This window comes from Pseudoalteromonas sp. SG44-17, from assembly GCF_014164235.1.
In the GTDB taxonomy this organism is placed as follows: Bacteria; Pseudomonadota; Gammaproteobacteria; order Enterobacterales; family Alteromonadaceae; genus Pseudoalteromonas; species Pseudoalteromonas rhizosphaerae.
In genome coordinates, this window is record NZ_JACJEV010000008.1 from 36,576 (window position 1) to 49,648 (window position 13,073).

At 39.0% G+C, this 13,073-nt stretch carries 10 protein-coding genes; 6 read left to right on the top strand and 4 right to left on the bottom strand.

The window, feature by feature from the left end:
• Window positions 1-74: 74 nt before the first annotated feature.
• The 3 genes from H5182_RS07965 to H5182_RS07975 form a co-directional block, all read right to left on the bottom strand.
• Window positions 75-1,502, bottom strand: a complete 1,428-nt coding sequence (locus H5182_RS07965; RefSeq protein ID WP_182759851.1) for an amidohydrolase family protein — start codon at window positions 1,500-1,502, stop codon at window positions 75-77.
• Between the two features lie 144 nt (window positions 1,503-1,646).
• Complete coding sequence (locus tag H5182_RS07970) at window positions 1,647-3,779, bottom strand: M3 family metallopeptidase (RefSeq protein ID WP_145237386.1); 2,133 nt, start codon at window positions 3,777-3,779, stop codon at window positions 1,647-1,649.
• 252 nt (window positions 3,780-4,031) lie between these two features.
• On the bottom strand, window positions 4,032-4,241 hold the full coding sequence (locus H5182_RS07975) for a hypothetical protein (RefSeq protein WP_145237750.1): 210 nt from the start codon (window positions 4,239-4,241) through the stop codon (window positions 4,032-4,034).
• Window positions 4,242-4,421: 180 nt separating this feature from the next.
• On the opposite strand from H5182_RS07975, the gene H5182_RS07980 reads away from it, so the two are divergent.
• On the top strand, window positions 4,422-5,294 hold the full coding sequence (locus H5182_RS07980; protein WP_145237382.1) for a mechanosensitive ion channel family protein: 873 nt from the start codon (window positions 4,422-4,424) through the stop codon (window positions 5,292-5,294).
• A gap of 77 nt (window positions 5,295-5,371) precedes the next feature.
• On the opposite strand, the gene H5182_RS07985 is transcribed toward H5182_RS07980, so the two are convergent.
• Window positions 5,372-5,920, bottom strand: a complete 549-nt coding sequence (locus tag H5182_RS07985; RefSeq protein WP_145237379.1) for an HdeD family acid-resistance protein — start codon at window positions 5,918-5,920, stop codon at window positions 5,372-5,374.
• Between the two features lie 720 nt (window positions 5,921-6,640).
• On the opposite strand from H5182_RS07985, the gene H5182_RS07990 reads away from it, so the two are divergent.
• The 5 genes from H5182_RS07990 to H5182_RS08010 all read left to right on the top strand — a co-directional run bounded on the left by H5182_RS07990 (window position 6,641) and on the right by H5182_RS08010 (window position 13,011).
• The gene (locus H5182_RS07990; protein ID WP_182731078.1) at window positions 6,641-8,326 is read left to right on the top strand and encodes a mechanosensitive ion channel family protein; all 1,686 of its coding nucleotides are present in this window, start codon (window positions 6,641-6,643) and stop codon (window positions 8,324-8,326) included.
• A 380-nt stretch (window positions 8,327-8,706) separates the two neighbouring features.
• A complete protein-coding gene (locus H5182_RS07995) occupies window positions 8,707-10,995 on the top strand; it encodes a TonB-dependent receptor (RefSeq protein WP_182759852.1) in 2,289 nt (762 codons plus the stop codon).
• A gap of 115 nt (window positions 10,996-11,110) precedes the next feature.
• On the top strand, window positions 11,111-11,410 hold the full coding sequence (locus tag H5182_RS08000) for a hypothetical protein (RefSeq protein ID WP_145237374.1): 300 nt from the start codon (window positions 11,111-11,113) through the stop codon (window positions 11,408-11,410).
• Window positions 11,411-11,471: 61 nt separating this feature from the next.
• The gene (locus H5182_RS08005; protein WP_182759853.1) at window positions 11,472-12,128 is read left to right on the top strand and encodes an HAD family phosphatase; all 657 of its coding nucleotides are present in this window, start codon (window positions 11,472-11,474) and stop codon (window positions 12,126-12,128) included.
• Between the two features lie 34 nt (window positions 12,129-12,162).
• A complete protein-coding gene (locus H5182_RS08010; protein ID WP_182759854.1) occupies window positions 12,163-13,011 on the top strand; it encodes a DNA ligase in 849 nt (282 codons plus the stop codon).
• Window positions 13,012-13,073: the final 62 nt, after the last annotated feature.

Sequence of the window (13,073 nt, forward strand, 5' to 3'; positions counted from 1 at the left end):
AAAAGCGCGAGTGTATACTACAACGAGTATTAAAGGGAGTGGCTCAGTGAAGTAACCTGAGCCCGGTGATTAATTTACTGTTGTGAACTAACGAATTGCTTGGCATCTACTTTTAGCTGTTCAAGTGCTGCTTTATTGTAATAACGACTATGAGAAATAACCCCAGTGAGCTTTTGCGTGTTACGTACATCAATTAATGGGTTATCAGTTAAGAAAATGATATCGGCGGTTTTGCCTTCTGTAAGTTCTCCAAACTGCGCCGTTTTACCTAAAAACTGTGGTCCAGCAAGTGTTGCTGATTGCAATGTTTGTAATGGCGTTAAGCCATAATCACTAAAAATAGCCAGCTCTTGATGAAGAGATAAACCTGGGTAAATATACGAATTTAAAAATCCAGCGTCGGTCCCAGCAATAATTGATACGCCAGCCTGTTGTGCTAAAGGTAGTAATTGAGCTGTTTTAACAAAGCGTTCTTTACGTTGTTTGATTTGATCTTGGGTATCTTTATTGGCTCTGTCTACACGCCATTGGTAAGTGGCTTTAAGACCTTTACCTAAATAATTTAAAAACTCATCATCTTGATGGTTATCTTCATCAATATAAGCGGTGATTTGACCACCAATTAAAGTAGGTACTACGGCCGTGTTATTTTGAGCTAACACGGCGTATTTATTTAAAGCTGTTTGGTTATCAATATTTGCTGTAACAATTGGCAAAGCACTGCGGTAACTCAGTTCACCTGAAGCCACTTTTGCTGATATTTCAGGTTCATTAATTGCTGCGGCTTTTAACAAGTAGGTCATATGCTCAATGGCATCTAACCCTGCATTTGATACATCTGTAACTGATAGCGAAAACGGAATATGACCAGATATTTGGTAGCCACGCTTTTTCACTTCTTTAACTGCTTTTAAATAAAGTTCAGGTGTTAATGCACTATCGGTGATTTTCACAAAATCCACATTCATAGCATCAAGCGTATCAATAGCAGCATTCATTTCCTCGACAGTTTCAACTTCTAAGTCGCCAGGCCAAATAGAGTCTTTACCTTCGAGTTTGGGCCCTGATGTATAAATGGTCGGGCCAACTAATTGGTTATTATTAATTTGCTCTCGCCAGCTTAAAACTGACTCACTTAAATCAGCAGCAGCATCACGTACTGTAGTAATGCCATACGCGAGGTAAAGTGGTAACAGGGCTTTGTTTTCGGCTATAAGCGCTTCACCGCCGCCAAAATGGACATGCATATCCCAAAGGCCTGGCATTAAAAATTGATCATTAGCATCAATGTAATTCTCAGTAATGTAGTTATTTTTTAGTGAGTTGTTAGCGCGCTTTATGATCACACCATCGCGAATAGCAAGGGATTGTTCAACGCTGAGTTGTCCGGTTGTTACGTCGATGATCGTCGCATTAGCGATCACTATATCGGCGTGCTCAGTTGGCTCTGTGGCACATGCAGTCAGTAGTAAGCAAGTTGAAAATAAAAGTATATTTTGCATTGTGTAACTCTAAATTTTTTATTTAGATTAGCATATATATCTTCTGTAAGGTGTTGATTTGAGTTAGAAGGTAACAAAGTTAGGATGAATAATGGCGATAAAAAATGAGAGTCCATTATGGACTCCCATTATAATCATTTTGGTTTACTTAACTAAACCACGGCGCTTAAGTAGGGCGTCGGTAGTTGGCTTTTGACCACGGAACTCAATATAGCTTTGCATTAAGTCGCGGCTGTTACCTTTTGATAAAATCTCTTTGCGGAAGCTATCACCGTTGTCACGAGTTAAGCCGCCTTGCTTTGTCATATGTGCAAAGGCATCAGCTGCAAATACTTCAGTCCAAAGGTATGCATAGTAACCTGCTGAATAGCCACCAGCAAAGGTGTGGCTAAAGTAACAAGACTTATAACGCGGTGGTACTGGGTAGTAAGCAATGCCGTGTTTCTCTAACGCATCATGCTCAAATTTTTGTACATCAGTTATTTTCTTATCAACACCAAATGAATGCCATTCCATATCAAGTAATGCTGCAGCTAAATACTCAGTGGTGCCAAAACCTTGATTGAAGTTTTGTGACTCAAGTACTTTGTCGAGTAATTCTTTAGGAATTGGTTCACCTGTTTTGTAATGCTTCGCGTAGTTAGCAAGTACAGTTGGTTCGATGTTCCAATCTTCGTTCGCTTGTGACGGGAATTCAACAAAGTCACGAGCTGTTGCAGTGCCTGCAAGGCTTGGGTATTTTACATCTGAGAACAAACCGTGTGCCGCATGACCAAATTCATGGAACATAGTCGTAACTTCAGAGAAGGTCATCAGTGTTGGCTGACCGTCTGCAGGTTTAGGGATGTTTTGTGCGTTATAAATTACAGGTTTTGTGCCCTTTAAGCCACTTTGGCTAACATATGCACTCATCCAAGCACCACCACGTTTACCTTCACGAGCATAAGGGTCCATGTAGAATAAACCAATAGCACTACCATCGGCGTTGAACACTTCAAACGCCATTACATCTTCGTGATAAAGTGGTAAATCTTTACGCTCTTTGAAAGTAATGCCGTACAGTTTTTCCATCGCAAAAAATAAACCGTTATGGATCACTGATTGCATTTCAAAGTATGGCTTAACTAAAGCAGGATCTAGGTCGTACTTAGCTTGGCGCACTTTTTCAGAATAGAATGCCCAGTCCCATGGTTGTACGGCAAACGTTTCGCCTGATGCATCAATTACTTTTTGAATTTCAGCAGCTTCAGCTTTTGCTTTATTTACAGCTTTAGGTGCCAAGTCATCTAATATGCCATAAACGTTTTCAGTGGTTTTAGCCATACGTGTGGTCATTACATATGAAGCCCAATCTTTATAGCCAAGTAGTGCTGCTTTTTGAGCGCGCAAATTGGTTTCTTTGATAATGATAGGGCCATTGGTATTTTGCGCACGAGTCGCTGATGCTTTAAAAATACGTTCACGTAACTTACGGTTTTTTAGGCTGCTGAGAATCGGCTGTTGCGTGGTGTTCACTAACGTGATCATGTAGCCTTCTTTACCTGCTTTTTTAGCGGCAGCGGCAAGGCTTGCTATTTCAGCGTCAGAAAGGCCAGCAAGTTCGCTTTTATCGGTTACTAATACTACGTCCTCTTTAAACGATTTTAATACGTTTTGCGAGAAGGCTGTTGATAACTTAGCAAGCTCAGCGTTGATTTCACGCATTTTGGCTTTTTGTGCTTCATCTAATTTTGCACCAGCGTTAACAAACTTAGTGTAGTAAAACTCAACTAAACGCTGATCTTCGGCATTTAACTTCGCTTTATTGCCATTAATGGTTTCAACACGTGAAAATAATGCTTTGTTAAGATAAATATCATCAGAATGCGCAGATAACACTGGGGCCATTTTTGCTGCAATACGTTGATACTCATCATTAGAGATCAAACCAGATAAGTTATAGAAAGCGGTTGAAACGCGATCAAGCAATTCGCCCGATAGTTCTAATTCAACTAAGGTGTTTTTAAATGTAGCTGGAGCTGGGTTGTTTGCGATAGCCGTGATTTGCGCTTTTTGCTGGGCAATACCTGCATCAAATGCCGGTTCATAATCACTGGTACCAAATTTATCAAATTCTGGTGCCATATATTGTAATGGGCTTGGTTTCATCAATACGTTGTCTACATTGACTGTTTGTACTTGAGTCGTTTGCTCTTTTGTATCAGCATCGTTTTGCGAACTACAAGCAGATAATAATAATGCACTAGCAATTGTAGTTGCTATAAGGGTCTTACGCATGAGAACTCCATAAAATAGGTGAGCCTTGAAAAACAGGCGAGACATAAAACACCCATAACTTAGCAAATTTTCATGTATATACAACTAAGTTTATCGGTTTAAGGTGGGGATTAAGCGCAAAAAACGTGTTTTTAGGTAAAAATAGTGCAAATCGAGAAATAGTAGCCTTAAACAGTAGGACGTATTAAAGCTACTACAGGTTGGTACTTAATTGGGAATTTTGGTTTATGTTGCATGCGCGAAGTAGCAAAATTAGTTGTAACCTAAAACAAACTTTTTTTCGCTACCAAAACTAGCCGGTTGTTGGTGACCAAACTCTTTATTAATGCAATTAAGAGTATGTTCTTGCTCTGCAAGCACAGACAAAATTTTATTGCGGTATTCAATACTTGATTCAAACAGTTGCAAATCAACTAAAGGTTGTAACGTGGCTAATTTTTGATTTAAGGTCAGTTGTGACATCATTCGTTCCTCGTGCTTTATTTAAGCTTACAGTACTTATATAGCATTACCTGTAAGAAAATGTTAATGATTTGTTCATAAAAAACATATTGAACTTTAACTTCTCCGTAAATGCCATTATGGCGTGCTAAACTTACTTAACCCTGAATAGCTATTTGTTTTATTAATTTTGGAAAAAGTATGACGTTAGAGTCAATCTCTCATTATTTATCGTATGTAATTTTTAGTTATAACAATATCGAAATTACTGTAGCTAAAGTTATTCAAGTGCCTTTGATACTCTTTGCCATGTGGTTTGTGGTTACATGGATTGGTCGATTAATACGAAAAACTCTGCTCGCACGTAAAATGAACCCTGATGCGGTGCATTTATTTACCCGTATTTATTTAGTGTTAAGTATCGCAATTTTAATATTTACCTCCCTTGAAGTGTTAAATATTCCGTTAACAGCATTTGCCTTTGTTTCTGGCGCTATAGCTATTGGTGTAGGATTCGGGGCACAAAATATCATTAATAACTTTATTAGTGGCTGGATTTTAATGTGGGAGCGGCCAATTCGTATTGGAGATTTCTTAGAAGTGGGCAACGCTAAAGGGGTGGTTGAAACGATTAATACCCGCTCCACGCGCATTCGTCGTAACGATGGTGTGCACATGCTTATACCAAACAGTCAACTACTCGAAAACACAGTGACGAATTGGACCTTGATTGACCGCAATGCTCGTTCGTCTGTCAGTGTTGGTGTGGCATATGGATCAGATGTATTGTTAGTTGAAAAACTGATCAAACAAGTGTTGAGCGAACATCCTGCAATACTCCCGACGCCGGCATCTTCAGTGTTATTTGATGATTTTGCTGAAAGCTCTTTAGTGTTCAATGCTATTTTTTGGGTTTGTGCTGAATCAGAAACCATGTTGCGCCAAGTCCGCAGTGATATTCGTTTTAGCGTATATAAAATATTTGCTGAGCATAATGTCGTTATTTCTTTCCCACAACGCGATATACATATTGATGGTGAAATTGCATTAAGGCGGGGACGAGCAACGAAATAAATCCAGCGGTACCGGTATAGTCTTGCAGAAGTAATTTGCTGCAACGAGTAGCAAATTACTTCGTTTTTATTGATGAGTTATTGCTGTTGCACCATCTTTTTTAGCTTTAATGAAAATAATACAATTAAAGCACCAAATAGTACGGCGTAAGTGGCGACTAACCAAAGTAAAGTATGGATCCCTGCGCTAGGATTAAAGATTAAATATAAACCAAATAATACTGATATTGCCCCAGTAATAATTAATATCCACTCATTAGATATTTCCGCTCTTAATTTAAGCGCAATTAAAATTTCAACAGCGCCAATCGCTATGGCCCACGCAGCGACATAATAAAGTAATAGTATCGCGGTAACGTTTGGTGCAAATAGGGTAACTAGTCCTGCGATGATTGATAACACCCCACCGGCCAATAACCAGCGCCAATAGGGATTGTGTTGCTTAGAGTTCCAAGCAACCCATGTTCTTAGCATGCCATCAAATAAAAAATAGCCCGCAAAAAATAACAACATAATACTCAGAGATGCATTGGGTGCTAACCAAGTAATAACGCCAAAAATAATTGCAATGAGGCCGCGTACTAACAGTACTGACCAGTTTTTTGAAAGTGTGGTGGTTAGATCCATTCTATTCCTTAATGACAGCGCTAAAATTATATTTAACAGCATAAATACTGCATATACGTTAGCTTGTGTAGGTACTTAGGTCAAACTCCACGTTATGTGTATAGCGTTGGGGCATTTTGACCTTTGGGAGCTAAAATTCATTCCATTTTAGGGGCGAGTAGATCATGACGCTAGATTTGTAACCTACGTGGGCTAAGTGAAAATAGAGCAAAGTTTGTGCATCTTCCCATGTTTCTAATCTACATCTATGCGGGCAACAAAAAATTAAACGTCCTAGGCAAAACCGTTCGAGCTGATAGACCCTGATTTTACCTAATGAGCGCTTTTATTCATTCAAAATAAAGTTTTTGAGACTTTTCCACGTCGTTTTGTAATACGTTTCTTAAATAGCTTAATGATGTGTTTGGCTAAGGTTAAAAATGAGAGAAACCGACGTCTCTTGATGCTATTAGCTTTAAATTTGATATGCCACTTTCTTTTTGTTTTACGTCCTAATCACATGCAGCGTTATTGCTTACTTATGGGAAATAACCACACTATATAGCTTTGTCTTACCTAAAAACCAAATATATTGCTGTAATAGTAACCTAGAAAGATAAATACGCCCTAGAGCGAAGTTTCTAGTGAAGTATACTGTTTTTAACTTTTAAATAAGTGTTAACGCTTTTATAGTTAATAACAGGTAAGGTGCTAAATTAAAACAGCTCAAGGAATTGATTTATGGATAAGTACTTCATAACATTATTAAAACTAATTGGCTTGTCCATATTATTTTCTTTGAGTTTCAGTTTATTCGCACAGCCAGAGATAACGGTAAAATCTCTGTTTGATAATGAGAACAAAGAAGATAGTCAAAGTAACCCTAATTCAGAGGTCGAACAGTCATTACAAGCAACGGTAATTACTTCCGCGGAAACCGGCAAAGAAATTGATATTGATTCTTTGCCCTATGATGAATTCCACCGTATTACTCCTAGTACTACAATGCGGGCTTATTTACGTGCTGTAAACCAACGCGATTATGCCCTAGCAACAAATTATTTAGATTATCGAAATTTACCACCTGAAGTTAAAGCAATTGCACCAGAGTTACTGGCTGAGCAACTGTCACTGGTTTTTGATCGCACGCTATGGATTGATATCGATACATTAAGTAACAAACCTGAAGGAAAGAAAAATGAACCAGTACCTAGTTATCGAGATTTAGTTGCTGAGATAACGACGTCGCGAGGGCCTGTACAAATATTATTACAACGTGTTCCTGATGAAAAAGGAAATAATAAAGTTTGGAAAATATCGAATGCAACAGTTAGTAATATCCCATTTTTAATTGATGAATTTGGTTATAACGTGCTTGGCGAGTGGCTTTATAATAATTTACCCAAAACACAGTTGTTGGGAGTAATGGTATGGCAGTGGGTTTATTTTATCGGGTCGTTTTTTGCGTTCTTTTTGCTTGCGATATTAATTACACGAATTTTTGCAGCGATCTTACATCGTTTTATAGTGCAAACACCTGACGATGTACTCGCGCTTATTAAAGGGCCTATCTGCTTATTGTTGGCTGTACTTTTATCGCGTTCACTTTATGATATTTCCAATGTTACTATTACAGTCGTTGCGCTTGCTCAAGGCGCAACAGTATTATTAGTTGCATGGACTTGGGTGTTTTTACGTTGCGTTGATATTATTAAACATCGCCTATCAGATCGCTTTATTGAGCAAAAAAAACCACAAGCTGTATTTTTGTTGCGTCCAGCAAGTAATGTGCTAAAAACTCTGGTCGTGATTGTGGCCGTATTATTGTGGTTTGAAAATTTAGGTTTTAATGCCACCACCTTACTTGCAGGCTTAGGTATTGGTGGATTAGCCATTGCATTGGCAGCGCAAAAAACGGTAGAAAATATAATAGGGGCAATTACTTTATATATCTCTTCGCCAGTGAAAATAGGTAACTTATGTAAATTTGGTTCAAGTATGGGAACCATCGAAGAAATAGGCTTACGTGCTACCCGAATACGTACTTTAGATCGATCTGTTATATACGTCGCAAATGCAAAATTTGTTGATATGCAGTTAGAGAACATTTCAGAGCGAGAAAGAATTTCCTATCGCCCTAACTTAATGCTCAGTGCCAAAACTAAACAACATGATCTATTAGCTTTTATGGCCGCATGTAAAAACTTACTTGATAAGCACGAAAAGATTGATGACACGCCATGTCGAGTTCGTTTTAAAGGCTTTACGCCATGGGCATTACAAATTGATTTATTGAGTTATGTAGTAACAACTGATTTTTCCGAGTATATGGAAATAATCGAAGAGTTAAATTTAGCTATTCTAGGCTTACTCAATGAGCATAATTGTCAATTAGCGAATCCTGAATTTGCTCGAGTTAGCGGGTGAAATTGTTAGTTTGTGTAGTTGGTTTATAAAGACATATCTATAGATGATTACATACAGCTGATACAGTTTTACCATTGAAATTAACAGGACAAATGTCCGTATGAAATAAATATATTTGCATAATTTTTCTAAAATTCTTCTATCATGTCGCCATATGTTGTAAAAAGTTTATATTTTTGTACATATTAATGCAGTAAAAGTGTCACACAGTGCTATAATCTTCAGCGTTCGTTCAGCCTCTTTACTTCGTTTTGCACTCTCGACAAAGAGGTCCGCGCAGCTTAACTTAAGGCGCGAAAAATTGGCCGAACCCGCCGAGTGAATTTGGCGCAACACATCAACCGTTGAATAAGAGTGCACTAAAAAGGTTAAACCCCGACATGAAAGCAATGAAAAGATCTACGTTAGCAACCCTAATCAATGCAACGTTGTTCTCTGCCGTAGCAGGTACTTCATTTTCTACTCTTGCAGCTGATGAGCAAGCTCCAGTTGCAAAAAGCAAACAACTCGAAGTTATCCAAGTCACTGCACGTAAACGTGTAGAAAACGCACAGGAAGTACCTGTAGCGGTTTCTGCTCTACAAGGTGATAACTTAGATGCATACAGCTCAGCTGGTATGGATATTCGTTTTATGAATGCGAAAATCCCAAGCTTATCTATTGAATCTTCATATGGACGTACTTTCCCACGTTTTTATGTTCGTGGCCTAGGTAATACCGACTTTGACTTGAATGCATCACAACCAGTATCACTCGTTGTTGACGACATAGTGCAAGAAAATGCGATCTTAAAAGGTTTTCCTGTTTTTGACGTAGAGCGTGTAGAAGTACTACGCGGTCCACAAGGTACCTTATTTGGCCGTAATACGCCTGCAGGTCTGGTAAAATTTGACTCTGTAAAGCCAAGCCAAGAGTTTGATGGTTTTAGCTCTGTATCTTACGGCACAGATAGTGCTGTTGATTTTAGAGGTGCTGTTGGTGGTGGATTAACTGACAATTTATCGGCGCGTGTATCGCTCTTATGGCAAGATAAAGACAACTTTATCGATAACCGTGCTCCAGGTTTTGAACAAGATGATGCATTAGGTGGTTACACCGATCGCGCAGCTCGTGTTCAGTTTTTATATGAGAAAGATGATTTCTCAGCTCTTTTAAATTACCACGTGCGTAATATGGATGGTACGCCAATTCCATTTCGCGCGAATGCAATTAAAAGTGGCACCAACGATTTAGTTGATAACTTTGATTATAAAGTTGTTTACCACGATGCGGCGGCTCGTGAAAAGCAAGCGGTTGATGCGCAAGGTTTAAGTTTAAAGCTTGAGTATGACTTCAGCGATTATACTATTACGTCAATTTCAGGCTGGGAAAGTGCAGAAGTAAGCTCTCGCGGTGATATTGATGGTGGTTACGGTGCTGCATTTTTAGATAATTACCAAGGTCCAGGCATAATCCCTTTCCCATCAGAAAGTGAAAGCGTAATGCCTGATCATGATCAATACACACAAGAGTTACGATTAGCAAGTAACTTTAGTGGTGATATTAACTTCCAAACGGGCTTATTTTACTTTGATGAGTCAGTAACCATCGAAAATTATGGTTATGACACCTTAGCTGGTGGTGCGTTGAATGGTTATGTTAATCAACAACAAGATACTAAAGCATGGGCTGTGTTCGGTTCTGTAGATTACACAGTATCAGATGCTCTTAAGTTAACCGCAGGTTTACGCTATTCCGACGATAAGAAAGACTTTGAAGCTGTTCGTAAAACAGTGAGTGATGATTGCCTTAATAATCTAATGCAATGTTCAACAGACATTACTCGTGCAACAGATGTAAGCGATGATCATGTAAGCTGGGATATTTCTGCGTCATACAAACTTAACAGTGACGTAAACTTATATGCACGAGTAGCAAATACATTCCGCGCACCAAGTATACAAGGTCGTATTACTTTTTCTGACGACGTTACAACCGCTGATTCAGAGACCGTTACGTCGTATGAAACAGGTATTAAATCAGATGTACTTGATGGCCGCGGCCGTGTAAATGCAAGTGTTTATTACTTCACAATGGATGATCAACAGTTAACGGCTGTAGGTGGTACTGCAAATACAACGAGTCTACTCAATGCCGACAAAACAACTGGTTATGGTTTTGAATTAGATACTGAATGGGTATTAACAGACGAATTAAATGCAACGTTCAACTTTAGCTATAATAAAACAGAGCTAAAAGACGACAACATTACAATACCTGTTCCAGTTCGTGATACGTTACATATCACAGATACTATAGTTGATGGAAAAGCTATTATTGACGGTAACAGCTTGCCTAATGCGCCTGAGTTTATTTCTAACTTAACACTACGTTATACGACAGAGTTAGCTGATGGTAATTTCTATGCTTACACAGATGTATCATACCGCAGTAAAGTAAACTTCTTCTTATATGAAGCTGTTGAGTTTGAAGGAAAACCATTAACTGAAGTAGGTGCGCGTGCTGGTTATACTTGGGAACAAGGTAATAATGAGTATGAAGTAGCTATTTTTGCTCGCAACTTATTTGATGAGCAAGTTGCTATTGGTGCAATCGACTTTAACAACAATACAGCAATGGTTAATGAAGAGCGTTATGTTGGCGCTGAATTTAAAGTTAACTTTTTCTAAGTAGACTTTATAATTGCTAATATTAAAAGCCCGCACATGTTGCGGGCTTTTGTATTGTAAAACCTGATTTATAACTGCTAAAGTAGCGACAATTAAATTTAACAAGAGAAGAACAATGGCTGGATTTTGGAACTACCGAGTGATTTTTTGTGAAGCAACTAAAGATGAAGCGGCGCAATATCAAATACATGAGGTTGAATATAACCTAAATGGTAAAGTAACGAATTGGTCAGAAACGGGCGCAGCGCCTTTTGGCAACACCTTAGATGCGTTACGAGATGACGCAGAGCGTTTAAAAACAGCATTTGAAAAACCTGTACTAAAAGTTGTTAGAAAAGAACGTGGCTACGAGTTGGTAGATGTTGAAACGGGTGAAGAAGCATTTGCAGAGCCGCCAGCAGGTTTAACAGCATAAGTATTAAACCAAAAAGGTGCTATGAGCGCCTTTTTTGTTGCTGAAAAATAAAGGAATGAGGATGACATTAAAAGCAGTATTATTTGATATGGATGGCACTTTAGTTGATTCAGAAAGTGTCCACTTTAACTGTTGGAATGATGTTTTAGCACCGTTTGGCGTGCGCTATGAAGAAGATGATTTTTGCCAACGTTTTTCAGGTCGACCGACCTTAGATGCGGCAATTGAAGTGGTTGAGCAATATAACTTATCGGTTTCAGCGCAGTGGTTAGCGCAGGCTAAATATGATGCATTCGAGCAATTTGTTACCACTAATTTACCTCCTTTAATGCCTTTTGCCGAAGAGGTATTAGAGGCAGTGAAGCAAAGCGATCTTAAAATGGCATTAGTGACGGGTAGTTCACGCCATGAGGCGTTACCTATCTTAAAAGGCTATGGCTTTTATGAATGGTTTGACTGCGTAGTGACTAAAGACGACGTGCAAAATCCAAAACCTGCGGGAGACCCTTATTTACTTGCACTGACAACATTAGGGATTTCAGCAGAGCAAGCAATTGCTGTTGAAGATACACACACCGGCGTTACAGCAGCAACTAATGCAAACGTACCTGTGGTTGCAATACCGAATAAACATACTCTAGGCCACGATTTAAGTTTAGCTGTTTCTCGCATGGATAATTTACAGCAGCTATGGCAATGGGTACAAACTAAGCTATAGTTTAGTCTGCTTGGTGATAAACAAGGAGACCGATATGCTTAAAGGACTAACAGTATTATGGTTGCTGATCAGTACTTTTACTTGCTTAGCAACTGATACACAGATCACCGCTGATGCCCAACTTGCCAAGGTTTATCAACAAGATCAAGCGCTTGCCATTGAAAACTATCTCGTTAGTGAGAAGTTTGATGGGGTCCGTGCGATTTGGACGGGAACACAGTTGATAACCCGTAATGGCAATGCCATTCATGCGCCAGGCTGGTTTATTGCTGATTTACCTAATTTGAGGTTAGACGGTGAGTTGTGGACCAAGCGCGGTGATTTTGCAGACCTCAGTGGTATTGTGCGCACTTTACAGCCGTTGGATAGTGACTGGCAAAAAGTCACCTATCAGATATTTGACATGCCAGATCAACATAATCCCTTTGCAGTACGCTATGAAAATTATCTACGTTTAGTAAAAACATTAAATAAGCCTCACATCCAAGCAGTACAGCAGTATCAGTTTACCACTGAGCAGGCATTATCTGCGTACTTTGATAAAGTAACTCAGCAAGGTGGTGAAGGTGTAATGCTGCATTTAGCCTCGGCAATGCATAAAAGTGGCCGTTCTGATGCGCTGTTAAAGTTAAAACCTTATTTTGATAGTGAAGCGGTCGTCATTGCTCATCTTCCAGGAAAAGGCAAATTTACTGGCATGCTAGGGGCGTTAAAAGTAGTTACACCACAAGGAAAAGAGTTTTCAATTGGTACTGGCTTTAGTAACGCACAGCGCCAAAATCCACCCGCAATAGGAGCGACGGTGACATACCGATACCATGGTTTTACTAAAAACGGTTTACCACGGTTTGCCAGTTTTTTACGTCAACGCGATCCTGATTAACATTTAAAAAAAGCCGTAAGTATGCTAAATTGCGCGGCCTTTTGATGTTAGTTGTGGTGAAG